At 75.3% G+C, this 14110-nt stretch carries 14 protein-coding genes; 1 reads left to right on the top strand and 13 read right to left on the bottom strand.

The window, feature by feature from the left end; all coding sequences use genetic code 11:
• Window positions 1-308: 308 nt before the first annotated feature.
• The 4 genes from VFJ94_RS13250 to VFJ94_RS13265 all read right to left on the bottom strand — a co-directional run bounded on the left by VFJ94_RS13250 (window position 309) and on the right by VFJ94_RS13265 (window position 4764).
• Window positions 309-1850, bottom strand: coding sequence for an RsmB/NOP family class I SAM-dependent RNA methyltransferase (locus tag VFJ94_RS13250; protein ID WP_325004690.1), 1542 nt, complete (start codon window positions 1848-1850; stop codon window positions 309-311).
• A complete protein-coding gene (gene fmt, locus VFJ94_RS13255) occupies window positions 1843-2838 on the bottom strand; it encodes a methionyl-tRNA formyltransferase (RefSeq protein ID WP_325004729.1) in 996 nt (331 codons plus the stop codon). Before fmt ends, VFJ94_RS13250 begins: the two co-directional genes overlap by 8 nt.
• Window positions 2839-2840: 2 nt before the next feature.
• On the bottom strand, window positions 2841-3386 hold the full coding sequence (gene def, locus VFJ94_RS13260) for a peptide deformylase (protein ID WP_325004691.1): 546 nt from the start codon (window positions 3384-3386) through the stop codon (window positions 2841-2843).
• 118 nt (window positions 3387-3504) lie between these two features.
• The gene (locus VFJ94_RS13265) at window positions 3505-4764 is read right to left on the bottom strand and encodes a saccharopine dehydrogenase family protein (RefSeq protein ID WP_325004692.1); all 1260 of its coding nucleotides are present in this window, start codon (window positions 4762-4764) and stop codon (window positions 3505-3507) included.
• A gap of 53 nt (window positions 4765-4817) precedes the next feature.
• Between VFJ94_RS13265 and VFJ94_RS13270 the strand changes: the two genes are divergently transcribed.
• Window positions 4818-5465 (top strand): 4a-hydroxytetrahydrobiopterin dehydratase, encoded by a 648-nt coding sequence (locus VFJ94_RS13270; protein ID WP_325004693.1) that lies wholly within the window; start codon window positions 4818-4820, stop codon window positions 5463-5465.
• 82 nt (window positions 5466-5547) lie between these two features.
• Here the strand turns inward: VFJ94_RS13270 and VFJ94_RS13275 are convergent, their stop codons facing one another.
• The 9 genes from VFJ94_RS13275 to VFJ94_RS13315 form a co-directional block, all read right to left on the bottom strand.
• Entirely contained in the window at window positions 5548-7569 is a 2022-nt protein-coding gene (locus tag VFJ94_RS13275) for a primosomal protein N' (protein WP_325004694.1), read from the bottom strand.
• Between the two features lie 16 nt (window positions 7570-7585).
• Complete coding sequence (gene metK, locus VFJ94_RS13280) at window positions 7586-8806, bottom strand: methionine adenosyltransferase (protein ID WP_325004695.1); 1221 nt, start codon at window positions 8804-8806, stop codon at window positions 7586-7588.
• A gap of 68 nt (window positions 8807-8874) precedes the next feature.
• Window positions 8875-10089 (bottom strand): bifunctional phosphopantothenoylcysteine decarboxylase/phosphopantothenate--cysteine ligase CoaBC, encoded by a 1215-nt coding sequence (coaBC, locus tag VFJ94_RS13285; RefSeq protein WP_325004696.1) that lies wholly within the window; start codon window positions 10087-10089, stop codon window positions 8875-8877.
• Window positions 10090-10096: 7 nt separating this feature from the next.
• On the bottom strand, window positions 10097-10360 hold the full coding sequence (gene rpoZ / locus VFJ94_RS13290) for a DNA-directed RNA polymerase subunit omega (RefSeq protein ID WP_325004697.1): 264 nt from the start codon (window positions 10358-10360) through the stop codon (window positions 10097-10099).
• A gap of 65 nt (window positions 10361-10425) precedes the next feature.
• The gene (gmk, locus tag VFJ94_RS13295) at window positions 10426-11001 is read right to left on the bottom strand and encodes a guanylate kinase (RefSeq protein WP_325004698.1); all 576 of its coding nucleotides are present in this window, start codon (window positions 10999-11001) and stop codon (window positions 10426-10428) included.
• Window positions 10998-11315 (bottom strand): integration host factor, actinobacterial type, encoded by a 318-nt coding sequence (gene mihF / locus VFJ94_RS13300; RefSeq protein ID WP_325004699.1) that lies wholly within the window; start codon window positions 11313-11315, stop codon window positions 10998-11000. Before mihF ends, gmk begins: the two co-directional genes overlap by 4 nt.
• Before the next feature lie 114 nt (window positions 11316-11429).
• Window positions 11430-12272, bottom strand: coding sequence for an orotidine-5'-phosphate decarboxylase (gene pyrF / locus VFJ94_RS13305; RefSeq protein ID WP_325004700.1), 843 nt, complete (start codon window positions 12270-12272; stop codon window positions 11430-11432).
• Window positions 12269-13216 carry a dihydroorotate dehydrogenase gene (locus VFJ94_RS13310; protein ID WP_325004701.1) on the bottom strand — a complete coding sequence of 316 codons (948 nt, stop codon included), beginning with the start codon at window positions 13214-13216 and terminating at the stop codon, window positions 12269-12271. The genes pyrF and VFJ94_RS13310 overlap by 4 nt, the downstream gene beginning before the upstream one ends.
• The gene (locus VFJ94_RS13315; RefSeq protein WP_325004730.1) at window positions 13216-14067 is read right to left on the bottom strand and encodes a dihydroorotate dehydrogenase electron transfer subunit; all 852 of its coding nucleotides are present in this window, start codon (window positions 14065-14067) and stop codon (window positions 13216-13218) included. The genes VFJ94_RS13310 and VFJ94_RS13315 overlap by 1 nt, the downstream gene beginning before the upstream one ends.
• Between the last annotated feature and the right edge of the window lie 43 nt (window positions 14068-14110).

The following is a 14110-nucleotide window of genomic DNA, read 5'->3' on the forward strand; positions in this document are numbered from 1 at the left end:
TATGGTGAGCGCCGACCAACTGGGGCGGCGAGTTGTCGCTTCCGTGGCGACCTGCACCCAAACGCAAGTCACGCTCCGTAACGCCAGACTCTCGAAGCTCGCGATGTGCGGGCCGTATCGTTGGTGCGTCTATCTGGGCGAAGTGACGTGACGTCGAACGTGCTGCGACCGCCCCTCGGACGACTCCCAGCCGGGGGCGCGCGCACCACGACGTGCAGCCGCCCGGCCCGAGCCGGGTTGGCCCCGCGCCCGAGAAGTGGGAGTCGCCAACGCCGCCCCGGTCACGCTGACCGCTCTCGCGCGCCGCGTCAGCGACGGCGCAGGAGCGCGAAGAACATCGCGTCGGTGCCGTGCACGTGGGGCCACAGCTGCACGAACGGCCCGTCGCCGAGCCCGCCCAACGGCATACCGGCGGCGTCGACGAAGAGATCACGGGCGTCGACGAGCTCGACGTCGTCACGGTTCCTCATCACGTCCTGCACGACGAACCGGGTCTCGTTCAGGTGCGGGCTGCACGTGGCGTAGCCGACCACTCCCCCGGGCGCGGTGGCCTCGATGCCCGCCGCGAGCAGCTCCCGCTGAAGGCCGGCGAGAGCCGCCACGTCGCCGGGCCCGCGGCGCCAGCGCGCCTCCGGCCTCCGCCGCAGCGCCCCGAGGCCGGTGCAGGGGGCGTCGATGAGGACCCTGGTGTATGCCGCCGGCTCGTCGACCCCGACGTCGCGACCGTCGCCGGTGCGCACCTCCAGGGGCGTGCCGGCAGCCTCGGCCGCGTGCCTGGCCGCATGGAGCGTCTGGCGTACGAGCTGGGTGCGGTGCTCGGAGATCTCGTTGGCCACGAAGGGAATTCGCCGCTCGACCGCGAGTCCGGCCAGCAGACCGGCCTTGCCGCCGGGGCCCGCGCAGAGGTCGACCCACCGCTCCCCTGCCTCGGCGTCGACGCGCGCCGCCGCGAGGGCGAGCGCCAGGAGCTGGGAGCCCTCGTCCTGCACGGCGGCCCGACCCTCCCGCACGGCCGGTATGGCACCCGGATCGCCTTCGGTGAGAACGGCCCCCACCGGGCTGACCACCGACGCGGTCGCACCGGCCGCGACCAGCTCGGCGACGGTCGAGAGGCCCGGTCGGGCGACGAGGGAGACCTTGGCGGGCGTGTTGTCGGCCTCGAGCAGGCGGGCCAGGTGGTCCTCGACGTCGGCCGGCCCGGCGGTGCCGTGGCCGAGCAGCGCGGCCCGCAGGGCCTTGACCACCCACGTTGGGTGCGACGTGCGCGTGGCAAGGGCGTCGACCGGGTCGAGCGCCGCGGCCGCGACGACGTCGAGCCACTGGTCGAGCGGGCGCTCGCTCACCCGGCGCAGGACGGCGTTGACGAAGCCGGCGGCTCCGGCCCCGTTGACCTGGCGGGCGAGCGCCACGGTCTCGTCGACGGCGGCGTGCGGAGGCACCCGCATGCCGAGCAGCTGGTGCGTGCCGAGGCGCAGCGTGTCGAGGACCCGGCCGTCGATCCGGTCGAGCGGCCGGGCCGCCGCCTCGGACACGATGGCGTCATAGAGCCGCCGCAGGCGTGTCGCGCCGTAGACGAGCTCCGTGACGAAGCCCGCGTCCCGCCCGGTGACCCGCTGCTCGCGCAGGAGCCTTGGCAGCGCGAGGTTGGCGTAGGCGCCGCCCTCGATCTCCCGCATCGCGGTGTATGCCGTGAGCCGCGCCGCGTCGGTCCGGCGGGCTCGCTCCGCCGGACGGGTCGCGGACCGGTGGTGCGCCGCGTGCCGGCGCGCCGGGGGACGCTGGCGCCCGTGTCGGTCCCGGCCCTCCCCGGACCCACCGCCCCGGTGGGCCGGTCCTCCCGCGTCACTCATCGCCGACCTTCTCCCCCGGCTCGATCCGCACGCCTCGGGCCCAGTCCTCCGCGGGCATGGCCCTCCTGCCGTGCGGCCTGACCGTGCCGAGCCGGACGGGCGTCGACCCCGTGCCGACGAAGACGGCGTGCTTGGTGCAGGCCAGCCGGCCGGCGGCGAGCCCGGTCGCGTCGCCGGGCCAGGCCGCGTCGCCGGGCCAGGTCGCGTCGCCGAGGGCTCCGGCGAGCTCGTCGGCCGGGACGACGGCGACCGGGCCGATACCGAGGCGCTGCCCACGGAACGTCGTCCAGGCTCCGGGACTTGGGGTGCAGGCCCGCACCCGCCGGTCGACGGAGAGGGCAGGGTGCTCCCAGCGGACCCGGGCGTCCTCCGTCGTGAGCTTGGGAGCGTGCGAGACGCCTTCGGCCGGTTGCGGCTGCGCCACGAGGCGGCCCGCCTCGATGCCGTCGAGGGTGGCGACGAGGAGCCCGGCACCCGCCCCGGCCAGCCGGCCGAGCAGGTCGCCCGCGGTGTCGCACGGTCGGATCGACTCGGTGAGCACCCCGAAGACGGGGCCCGTGTCGAGGCCAGCCTCCAGCCGGAAGGTACTGGCACCGGTCACCTCGTCGCCGGCCAGGATGGCGTGCTGCACCGGCGCCGCGCCCCGCCACGCGGGCAGGAGGGAGAAGTGCAGGTTGACCCACCCGTGGGGCGGGATCTCGAGGGCGTCCGGCGGCACGAGGTTGCCGTAGGCGACGACCGGGCACGCGTCGGGCCGCAGCCGCCGCAGCTCGTCGAGGAAGCCGGCGTCCCTGACCGACGCGGGCGCCAGCACCGGCAGCCCGTGCTCGCCGGCCCGCACGCGCACCGGTGACGGCTCGAGCCGACGCCCCCGTCCGGCGGGGGCATCGGGACGGGTGACCACCGCCACGACCTCGTGGTCGGAGGCGACGAGCGCGTCGAGGCTGGGCAGCGCGACCTCGGGGGTACCGGCGAAGACCAGGCGCACCGTCACATCCCCAGGCCGAAGGTCGAGTGCGGGCTGACCCGGACGGTCGGGGGCCGTTCCCCGGCCCAGTCGGCCGCGCGGATGGCCCGCATCGCGGCCTTGCGCGTCTCGGTGTCCAGCCGGTCGATGAAGAGGATGCCGTCGAGGTGGTCGGTCTCGTGCTGGACGCACCGGGCGAGCAGCTCGCTGCCCTCGAGCACGACCGGTTCGCCCCACATGTTGTGCCCCTTGGCGACGACCGAGAGCGCCCGCTTCGTGTCGAAGGCCAGGCCCGGCAGGCTGAGGCACCCCTCAGGGCCGTCCTGCTCCTCCTCGGAGAGGTCGAGGACCGGGTTGACGAGGTGCCCGACGACGTCGTCGACGAAGTAGGTGAACACCCGCAGCCCGACGCCGATCTGCGGCGCGGCGAGTCCCGCGCCGGGCGCGTCGAGCATCGTGTCCTGCAGGTCCTTGACGAGGACCCGCAGCTCCTTGTCGAAGTCGACGACCTCGGCGGCGGGGGTGCGCAGCACCGGGTCTCCGAAGAGTCGGATGGCCTGGATCGACACGGGCGGCTTGCTCCTGGGGGGACGCGGGTGGCACGCGGCGGTCGGCGTGCGGCGGCACCTGCGGCGCCAGTCTAGGTCGTCGTCTGCATCCGCGACGCCCCGCCCGGGGTCGAGGCCGTCACGCCGTGCGGCTCACCTCGAAGGTGAAACCCTGCGCCCGCAGCCGCGCCACGAGCGGCTCGCCCATCGCCGTGGCCGGTGTGAGGACGCCCGCCCGGGCGGGCGTCGCGGCGCCGTCACGGGCGAGGCAGAGGGCGCTCTGGCCGAGCATCACCGCCGTGCCGTCATAACCGGGGTCGTAGTCGGCGCCGACCCGGGCGAGGTAGCGGGCGCCGCTCGTCGTCGTCGTCTCGATCTCCATCCGGAACCGGCCGGCGGCCCGTGTGGCGGCGTCCGGCCCCTGCCCGGGCCTCGGCAGGACGCGGTCGAGCACGGCCCGGGTGGGCCGGATGGACAGTCCCGTGAGCACGCCGCCGAGCCCGATGGCCATGCCCGCCGCGAGCAGCGGCGAGACCGGGCTGGACCCGAAGTCCGTCGCCTCCCGGTAGCGCAGGCCGCGGCCGTAGGACCAGCCGCTCAGCGTGTTGGACAGGCGCACGATCCGCGTGTTGAAGGAGGCCATGAGGAACGGGCCGGACCAGCGGCCCGTGCGTGGGTCGCGCTCGACGGGCAGGCGGGTGCGCAGGCGGCCCCGCACCCCGGTGGGCCCTTCCCGGCCGGAGGGCGGCTCCTCGGCTCGGCGGGGGCTGAGGCCGTAGGGGTCGGCGAGGACCGCGCGCGCCGACGGGTCGGCCCGCGCGGCGATCGCCTGCTGGCGCCCGGAGTCGATGGTGCCGCCGCTCAGCCCACCGCGCAGGGACCGCACGCGCAGGGTCGTCTCCCCGAGCGTCCCCTCGCCGTCCGCCGCCGCCCGGCGCGCCAGCAGCAGCACCCCGAGGTCCGAGGGGATCGAGTCGAACCCGCAGGCGTGCACGATGCGGGCACCCGTCTCCCGGGCCCGGGCGTCGACCTCGTCGAGCGACCAGCGCACGAAGAGCACCTCGCCCGTGAGGTCGGCGTATGCCGTGCCCGCTTCGGCACACGCGCGCACGACCTCCCTGCCGTGGACGGCATACGGCCCGACGGTGGACGCGAGCACCGTCGTGCGCGCCGCGAGCTTCCTCAGGCCGGAGGCGTCCGTGGCGTCCACCTCCACCAGCTCCCAGCCGTCCGTGGACGCGCCGAGGCCGGCCCGCACCGACTCCAGCCTGGCGCGGGAGCGGCCGGCGAGGGCGACCCTGACGTCGGGCCCGGCTTCGCGCGCGAGGTGCGCCGCGGTGAGCGCCCCCACGAAGCCGGTGGCGCCGAAGAGGACGATGTCGAGCTCGCGGCCGGTCATGCGCCCCACTCTGTCACTGACGCCGACGAGGGCACGCCCGACATACTGGCGGCATGGAGACGCTCTCGATCACGCAGATCCTCGACGCCCACCTCGACGACTGGCGCAAGCTCGCCCAGGCCCTCCACGCCCGGTTCCGGACCGGCGACTTCGCCACGGGCCTGCGGTTCGTCACCGCGGTCGGCGCTGCCGCCGAGGAGGCCAACCACCATCCCGACGTGACGTTGACCTATCCCTACGTGGACGTGCGGCTGTTCAGCCACGACGCGTCCGGGATCACGCAGCGCGACCTCCGACTGGCCCGGCGGATCAGCGACATCGCCCGCGAGCAGGGCATCCGGCCCGAGCCGAGCGCCGTCGCCGAGGCGGAGCTCGCGCTCGACACCGCGGACGTCGCGGCCGTCGGTCCCTTCTGGGCCGCCCTGCTCACGGGGAGCGCCGACGCTCTCGACGGCGACGACGTCCGTGACCCCGGTGGCCGCGTGCCCCTCCTGTGGTTCCAGCACACGGACGCTCACGACACGCCGCGGCAGCGCTTCCACGTCGACCTGTGGGTGGCGCACGACGTGGCCGAGGAGCGGATCGCCGCTGCGGTCGCGGCGGGCGGCCGGGTGGTCGACGACGCCCAGGCCCCGTCCTTCGTCGTCCTCGCCGACCCGGAGGGCAACAAGGCCTGCGTCTGCACCTGCCTGGACCGCTGAGGCCCACGGCGGCTCGCGCCCCTCTGCGCGGCCGCGCAGCCGCGCGGCGGCGCGGCGGCGCGGCGGCGCGGCGGCGCGGCGCTCACCAGCTGTCGAGCGGGTCGACGCGGACTCCCACCACGTCGGGCTCCTTGCGCGCCGAGCGGGTGGCCTTGAGCGCCACGAGCGCCCGGGTCAGCTCGGCCTGGCGTCGCAGGTCGATGCGGACCAGGGCGTGCCGGTCGGCGGCGCCGGCCCCGTCGACCGCACGCCCCGGGTCAGGCAGCGGCATCGGCCCGAGCAGCTGCGCCCCGGCGGGCAGGTCGAGCTGCTCGATCGCCCCGGCGAGGGCGTGGCGGGAGCCGGTCAGCTGGGCCATCCGGACGGCGGGCGGCAGGTCGAGCTCGCGCCGCTCGGCGAGCTCCCGCTCGGCCAGCCACGCCGGGTCCCAGCGCACGGCGGCCTCGACCGGCGGAAGCGCCACGGCGTCGGGCACCCCGCAGAGGACGACGGACCGGCCAGGCCGGACGAGGGCGGCGGCCGCGGCCCAGCGGCGCAGGGACTCCAGGGGCGCGTCGAGGACGGGCAGGTCGAGGCTCGCCCACGCGTCGAGCAGCAGCACGGCGCAGTAGCCCCGCTCGGCGGTGGGCTCGGCCCCCGGGGTGGCGATGACGAGCGCCGGCTCAGGCCCCACCGAGGGCAGCACCTCGCCGGAGCCGGAGGTGTGGACGGGCACGCCGGGAAACGCCCGCCCGACCTCCTCCGCGGTCCGCCGGGCCCCCACGACGGACGAGCGGACCCGGCGCGACCCGCAGGACCGGCACTCGAACTGCCCGGCGGCCAGAGCGAGCCCGCACCACCGGCACGACGGCGTGGCCGAGCTCGACCCGAGGGCCACCGGCCCCCGGCACCGCTCGCACCGCACCGGGGCCCGGCACTCCGCGCAGCGCAGCGCCGGCAGGTAGCCGCGCCGCGGGACCTGCACGAGGACCGGCCCCTCACGCAGGGCGTCCTTGGCGACCCGCCACGCCCGCGAGGGCAGGTGCGCCCGGGCGGCCGCGCCGTCGCGCTCCTCGTCGAGTCCCTCGCCGGCGACGGCGACCGCCGGCGCGGCGGCCCGCACCGTGGCGGGCTCGGCCTCGACCGGCACGAGACGCCCGGCCTCCACCTCCAGCTGGGTCCGCAGGCTGCGCACGAAGCCACCGGCGAGCAGGGCCGCCCCGCTCTGTGCGGCCCTCAGGCCGAGGACCACCCCCGCGTGGTGATACGGCGCGCGGGGCTCGGACAGCAGGTCGTCACCGTCGTCCCACCAGGCGACCAGGCCCAGGTCGCGCACGGGCGCGAAGGCCGCGGCCCGGGTGCCGATGGCCACGCGGGCGTGGCCACGCAGCACCTTGAGCCAGGCGGTGTAGCGGGCCTGCGGGCCCTGGTCGGCCGTGAGCCGGACGTGCCGGTCGGGACCGAGCAGCTCCCTCAGGGCGCGGTCGAGCCGCTCGACGTCGCGGTGGTCCGGCACGACGAGCACGGCTCCCCGACCCGCCGAGAGTGCGGTCGCGGCGGCGACCGCGAAGGCCGCGGGCCAGTCCCGCCCCGGCCCACGGGTGGGCAGCGCCGACCACGCCGCCGCGGGCGCCTGCCCGGCCGCGACCCGCCGCAGCCAGGCCGCCCCGGCGGGGTAGTCGTCCCACGGCCCGGACGGCGGGGCGGACACGGGCTCGCGAGCCGGCGGCTCCAGGGCCAGGGCGCGCTCGGCGGTGGCGTGCCGCTTGGGGACGGCCAGCCGCAGCACGTCGCTCAGCGTGCCGGCATACCGCGACGCCACCGCGCGGCAGAGGCGCAGCACTTCCGCGGTGAGGACCGGCTCGGGGCTGACCACCCGGCGCAGCGGGGTGAGCCGGCCGGCGTGCTCGGCCTCGGCGCGGCGCTCGACGACGAAGCCGTCGAGGTCGCGGCCCGCGAAGCGGACGCGGACCCGGGCCCCGGGCACGGCGGCGTCGGCGAGGTCGGCGGGCACGGCATACTCGAAGACGCGGTCGAGGTGCGCGAGCGGCGTCTCCACGACCACGGCAGCGACCGGTCGCTCGACCGGTCGCTGCTCGGGTGTCGTGGGGGGGTCGTCGCTCACGCGACGCAACCTAGCGTCAGCCGGAGACAGCCGACTGCAGCGCCTCCACGCGGTCGGTGCGCTCCCACGTGAACGGGTTCTCGACGCCGTCGGCCTTGGTGCGCCCGAAGTGGCCGTATGCCGCCGTCGGCTTGTAGATGGGCCGCAGGAGGTCGAGCGCATCGACGATGGCGGCCGGCCGCAGGTCGAAGACCATCCCGATCGCGTCCTGGATCTTGTCGACCGGCACGGTCTCGGTGCCGAACGTCTCGATGTAGAGCCCGACCGGCTGCGCCTTGCCGATGGCGTAGGCGACCTGCACCTCGCACCGGCGCGCGAGACCGGCGGCGACGACGTTCTTGGCCACCCAGCGCATCGCGTAGGCGCCGGACCGGTCGACCTTGCTCGGGTCCTTGCCGGAGAAGGCGCCGCCACCGTGGCGGGCCATCCCGCCGTAGGTGTCGACGATGATCTTGCGCCCGGTGAGGCCGGCGTCACCCATGGGACCGCCGATCTCGAAGCGGCCGGTGGGGTTGATCAGCGCCCGGTACGCCGACACGTCGAGGTCGGTGCCGCTGTCGCGCAGCTCGGCCAGGACCGGATCGATGACGTGCTGGCGGATGTCCGGCTCCAGCAGGCCCTCGAGGGAGATGTCGGGGGCATGCTGGGTCGACAGCACGACGGTGTCGAGCCGCACGGCCCGGTCCCCCTCGAAGGCGATGGTCACCTGGGTCTTGCCGTCGGGCCGCAGGTAGGCCAGCTCCTCGTTCTTGCGCACCTGGGTCAGCCGCTCGGCGAGCCGGTGCGCGAGGAAGATCGGCAGCGGCATCAGCTCGGCGGTGTCGTCGCACGCATAGCCGAACATCAGGCCCTGGTCGCCGGCGCCCTGCTTGTCGAGGGGGTCGACCCCGCCCATCCGGTTCTCGTGCGCGGTGTCGACGCCCTGGGCGATGTCCGGCGACTGGGCACCGATGGAGATCGACACGCCGCACGTGCGGCCGTCGAAGCCCTTCTGGGAGCCGTCGTAGCCCACCTCGAGGATCGTCTCGCGCACGAGCGCGGGGATCTCGACGTAGCTCGTCGTGGACACCTCGCCCGCCACGTGGACGAGGCCGGTCGTCACCATCGTCTCGACCGCCACCCGGGCCTGCGGGTCCTGGGCCAGCATCGCGTCGAGGATCGAGTCGCTGATCTGGTCACAGATCTTGTCGGGGTGTCCCTCCGTGACGGACTCGGACGTGAACAGACGTGCGGACACTTGGTCTCCTGGGTGGTCGCGGTCGGCGTGTTTCGCGCTCGGCGATGAGCCGTGCGGAAGTCTAGTCGTCAGGCGAGCAGGTCCTGCACGACGTCCAGCACGGCGGCGGCGACCGCCTCCTTGGCCGCCGGCCCGACCGTGCGGACCTCGTCGGTGTCGCGCCGCAGCAGGTGCACCGTGTTGTCGTCGGCCCCGAAGGTCCGGTCGGCGCCGACCTCGTTGACGACCTGCAGGTCGCTGCCCTTGCGCGCGAACTTGGCACGGGCGTGGTCCATGACCGACCCGGTGGCGTCGCCGGTCTCGGCCGCGAAGCTGACGATGACCGGCCTCGTCGCGGCTCCGCGGGCCGCGACGAGGCCCTTGACGATGTCGGGGTTCTCGACGAGCTCGAGGCGCAGGCCGGAGCCGGGGCCGCTGGACTTCTTGATCTTGCTCGGGCTGACCGCCGCGGGCCGGAAGTCCGCGGGCGCGGCCGCCATGATGACGGCGTCGGCGCCGACGGCCGCCTTCTCGACGGCCTCCTGCAGCTCCAGGGTGCTCTCGACCCGGACCACCTCGACGTCGCGGGGCAGGTCGAGGGCGACGTTGGCGGCGACGAGCACGACGCGCGCGCCGCGGGCCGCCGCGACCCGGGCGAGCGCGAGGCCCTGCTTGCCGGAGGAGCGGTTGCCGAGGTAGCGCACCGGGTCGAGCGCCTCCCGGGTGCCCCCCGCCGAGACGACGACGGTGCGCCCGTGCAGCGGGGCCTTGCTCGACTCGGCGGACACGACCGCCAGGCTCGCGGCATACAGCTCGCCGGGCTCGGGCAGGCGGCCCCGGCCGGTGTCGACGCCCGTCAGCCGGCCCTCGGCCGGCTCGATGACGTGGCAGCCGCGCCCGCGCAGGGTGGCGACGTTGGCGCGGGTGGCCGGGTGCTCCCACATCTCCGTGTGCATCGCGGGGGCGAACACCACCGGGCAGCGGGCGGTGAGGAGCGTGTTGGTCAGCAGGTCGTCGGCGAGGCCGTGGGCGGCCTTGGCGAGCACGTCGGCCGTGGCGGGGGCGACGACGACGAGGTCGGCCGACTGCCCGATCCGCACGTGCGGCACCTCGTGCACGGAGGTCCACACGTCGGTGCTCACCGGTTTGCCGGACAGGGCCGCCCACGTCGGCGCCCCGACGAACTCGAGGGCGGCCGCGGTCGGCACGACGGTGACGTCGTGGCCGTTCTCGGTGAAGAGCCGCAGCAGCGAGCAGGCCTTGTAGGCCGCGATCCCACCGCTCACGCCGAGGACGACCCGCATGGGGCGCTCAGGCCTCGGTCGGCTCGGCGGTCAGCAGGCCCTCGTCGATCTCGCGCAAGGCGATCGACAGCGGCTTCTCCGAGACCTCGGTCTCGACGAGCGGGCCGACGTAGTCGAGCAGGCCCTCCTGCAGCTGGGAGTAGTAGGCGTTGATCTGCCGGGCGCGCTTGGCGGCGTAGATCACGAGGGCGTACTTGCTGTCCGCCGCCTTGAGCAGGTCGTCGATCGGCGGGCGGGTGATGCCGATGGGGGCAGCCTTCGTTCCGGACACGTCGTCTCGTTTCGTCTCGTCGTCGCTGGGTGGCGTGCTCCCGAGGGGCACACGTAAGCGGGAACTCACCGGAGGGTGCGTCCCGATCTCATCAATGATACGAGTTCCTCGCTGGCCCGACGAACGTCGTCGTTGACGACGACCGCGTCGAACTCGCGCCGGCTCGCCAGCTCCTCCCGCGCGGTGGCGAGGCGACGCTCGCGCTCGTCGCCGTCCTCCGTGCCACGGCCGACCAGCCGGCGCACGAGCTCGTCCCAGCTCGGGGGCTCGAGGAAGACGAAGAGCGCCTCCGGCATCGTCTCGCGCACCTGCCGCGCACCCTGCAGGTCGATCTCGAGCAGCGCGTCCTTGCCCTCGCGCAGGGCTCGCTCCACGGGGCCGCGGGGCGTGCCGTACTGCGCCGTGCCGTGCACGACCGCGTGCTCGAGGAACTGGCCGGCGGCGACGAGCCGGTCGAACTCCTGGTCGTCGACGAAGTGGTAGTGCACGCCGTCCACCTCCCCCGGACGGGGCCTGCGGGTCGTCATCGAGACGGAGAACCACACCCCCGGGAAGTGCGTGCGGACGTAGGCCGCGATGGTGCCCTTGCCGACCGCCGTCGGGCCGGCCAGGACGGTGAGGCGGCCCGACTCGGGCGTCACGGCCGCTCGAACCGCTGCAGCAGCGCCGCGATCTGGTTGGCCCCCAGCCCACGCACCCGGCGGGACTCCGCGATCCCGACCTCGGCCATGATGGCCTTGGCCCGCACCCGCCCCACCCCGGGCATGGACTCGAGCAGCTCGGTGACCTTCATCTTGCCGATGACCGCGTCGGACTTGCCGTCCTCGATGACCTCGGCGAGCGACCCGCTGGAGTACTTGAGCCGGTTCTTGACGGCGGCCCGCTCCCGGCGCGCCGCGGCAGCCTTCTCCAGGGCGGCTGCGCGTTGCTCCGGAGTGAGCGGGGGAAGGGCCACGGCGGTGTTCTCCTCGGGTGGGCTGGGCGTTTCCGCCGAACCTAGCGACCCGGCGGACCGGGTCGCAAACGGGGCGGCGCAGCGCACTTCCGGCGCACGTGCGGCCCGTGGGCGTCAGGCGCGCAGCGAGTCGGCCAGCCGACGGGCGTGGTCGGTGAGGGCCCGCACGGATGGCCCGGCGGCGAGGACCTCGCGGCTGGAGGAGGCGAGGACCTGCCCGCGCGCCGCGCCGAAGACCTCGTCGAGGTTCGCGGCGCTGCCGCCCTGCGCGCCGACGCCGGGGGCGAGGATCGGCGCGTTCGCGGTGACGAGGTCGAGACCGAGGTCGGTCACGGCGGTGCCCACGGTGGCCCCGATGACGAGCCCGACGCTGCCGAGCTCGCCTTCCTCCCGGGCGGGGGCGTTGTCGACGGTGGCCCCGTCGACGACGGTGCCGGCCACGGCCCGGCCGTCGCGGAGCGCGTGCTGGACCTGCGCGCCCTCGGGGTTCGAGGTCAGCGTGAGCACGAAGACCCCGCGGCCCGCCTCCTGCGCGAGGTCGAGGGCCGGCCGCAGCGACTCGTAGCCGAGAAACGGGCTGAGCGTGATGGCGTCCGCGGCCGCAGGGGCGTCCGGACCGAGGAAGGCCTCGGCGTATGCCGCCATCGTCGTCCCGATGTCCCCGCGCTTCACGTCGAGGATGCTCAGCGTGCCGGCGGCGGCCAGCTCGCGCAGCACCCGCTCGAGGACCGCCACCCCCGCCGAGCCGAAGACCTCGAAGAACGCCGACTGCGGCTTGACCGCGGCCACCTGCCCGGCGAAGGCCTCGACGCACGTCATGGCGAAGCGCTCCAGCCCCGTCGTGTCCTGGGGTAGCCCCCAGGCGTCGAGCAGGCTGCGGTGCGGGTCGATCCCGACGCAGAGCGGACCGTGGGCGGCCATGGCCAGGCGCAGCCGCGCCCCGAACGTCGCCCTCATCCGCGGTGCGCGGCCGCGACCGCGTCGGCGAGGGCGGCATACCCCCGCGCCTCCAGCAGCGCCTCGAGCTCGTCGCGGACGCGGACCGGGGCCAGCGGGTCGGCGAAGGTGGCCGTGCCGACCTGCACCGCGCTCGCGCCGGCCGCGACGAGCTCGAGCGCGTCCCGGCCAGTGCGCACGCCGCCGACCCCGATGATCGGGACGGTGGGGATGCGGCCCTCGAACATGGCCTGCCGGACCTGCCAGACCGCGCGCACGGCGATGGGGCGGATGCCCGGTCCGGACAGGCCCCCGGTGAGCCCGGCCAGCTGCGGCCGCATCCGGTCGGTGTCGATGGCCATGCCGAGCAGCGTGTTGATCATCGTCAGGCCGTCCGCGCCGGCCTTGACGCACGCCGACGCGACGGCGCAGATGTCCGTGACGTCGGGGCTCAGCTTGGCGAAGACCGGCACCTCGCGGGGCAGCTGCTCCCGGACGAGGGCGATGACCTTGGCGGACGCGAGCGGGTCGGTGGCGAAGACCAGCCCGCGGTTGGCGACGTTGGGGCACGAGATGTTGACCTCGACGCCGACGACGCTGGCGAAGGCGCTGCTGCGCCGGAGCGTCGCCGCGACGGAGGCGAACTCGGTGCTCGACCCACCAGCGATGGACGGCAGGACCCGGGCTCCGCGGGCGGCCAGCCACGGCAGGTCGTCCGCTACGAAGGCGTCGATGCCGGGACCCTGCAGCCCGATCGAGTTGAGCATCCCCGACGGCGTCTCGGCCATGCGGGGGGTGCCCCGCCCCGAGCGCGGCTCGGCCATGACGGACTTGGTGACGAAGGCGCCCAGCTCGCACACGTCGAAGAAGCGGTGCAGCTCCTTGCCGTTGGCGGCGCAGCCCGAGGCCGTCATGAGCGGGTTGGGCAGGGTGAAGCCGCCGAGGCGGACCGACATGTCGACCATCAGTGGCCCGCCTCCCGCGGCGCGCCGACGGCGTCGGTCGGCACGCGGCAGTAGCCGGCGTCGAAGGCCTCCCAGCGCACCCGGTCGCCCCGGAACACCGGCCCCTCCACGCAGGACCGGACCATCCGCGTGGCCCCGTCGTCGCCGACAACCGGCATGACGCACGTCATGCACACGCCCACCCCGCACGCCATGGACTCCTCCACGGCCACCTGCGCCACGGCGCCGTGCGCGCCGGCGATCGTCGTGATCGAGGAGAGCATGCCCATCGGTCCGCAGCCGTAGACGACCCGGGCGGCGGTCCTCTCGAGGATCCCGGGCAGGACGTCGCTGACCCAGCCCCGCAGGCCCGCGGACCCGTCGTCGGTCGTCACGGTCACGCCGTCGCTGGTGCGCCGGGCCTCCACGACGCCGAAGAGCCGGTCCTCGCTCGCGGCCCCGAGGACCATCTCCACGGGGCAGCCGCGCTCCCGCAGCTCGCCGGCGAGCCAGAAGAGGGGCGCGCTGCCGTAGCCGCCGCCGACGAGGACGCACGGGACCGGCTCCTTGGGCAGCGGGAAGGCCCGGCCGAGGGGTCCGACGACGTCGACCTGCTGGTGCGGCTGCAGGCCGGTCAGCCAGCGGGTCCCCGGACCGACCGCCGAGACGATGACCTCGACGGTGCCGCCGTAGGTGCCGCTCGGCGTCACCTTGTGGATGGAGAAGGAGCGTCGCAGCAAGTGGGCCGAGGACTCGCCGCCGACGGCGAGGGCCACGAACTGGCCCGCGCGGGCCAGCTCGGCCACGCCCGGGGCGACGAGGGTCAGGTGCTGGTAGGCGCCGACCCGACGGGTCGCGATGACCTCCGCCACCTCCTTGGTGACCCGCGCCCGGGGCTCCCGCGCCCGGGGCTCC

Source organism: Intrasporangium sp. (genome assembly GCF_035688975.1).
Classification (GTDB): domain Bacteria; phylum Actinomycetota; class Actinomycetes; order Actinomycetales; family Dermatophilaceae; genus CALMNV01.

Bases quoted from the DNA above. Each gene is read 5' to 3' on its own strand.
- VFJ94_RS13310 (WP_325004701.1), bottom strand. From the start codon at position 13,216: ATGGTCGACATGTCGGTCCGCCTCGGCGGCTTCACCCTGCCCAACCCG.
- coaBC (WP_325004696.1), bottom strand. From the start codon at position 10,089: ATGCGGGTCGTCCTCGGCGTGAGCGGTGGGATCGCGGCCTACAAGGCC.
- VFJ94_RS13265 (WP_325004692.1), bottom strand. From the start codon at position 4,764: ATGACCGGCCGCGAGCTCGACATCGTCCTCTTCGGCGCCACCGGCTTC.
- VFJ94_RS13270 (WP_325004693.1), top strand. From the start codon at position 4,818: ATGGAGACGCTCTCGATCACGCAGATCCTCGACGCCCACCTCGACGAC.
- pyrF (WP_325004700.1), bottom strand. From the start codon at position 12,272: ATGAGGGCGACGTTCGGGGCGCGGCTGCGCCTGGCCATGGCCGCCCAC.
- VFJ94_RS13250 (WP_325004690.1), bottom strand. From the start codon at position 1,850: ATGAGTGACGCGGGAGGACCGGCCCACCGGGGCGGTGGGTCCGGGGAG.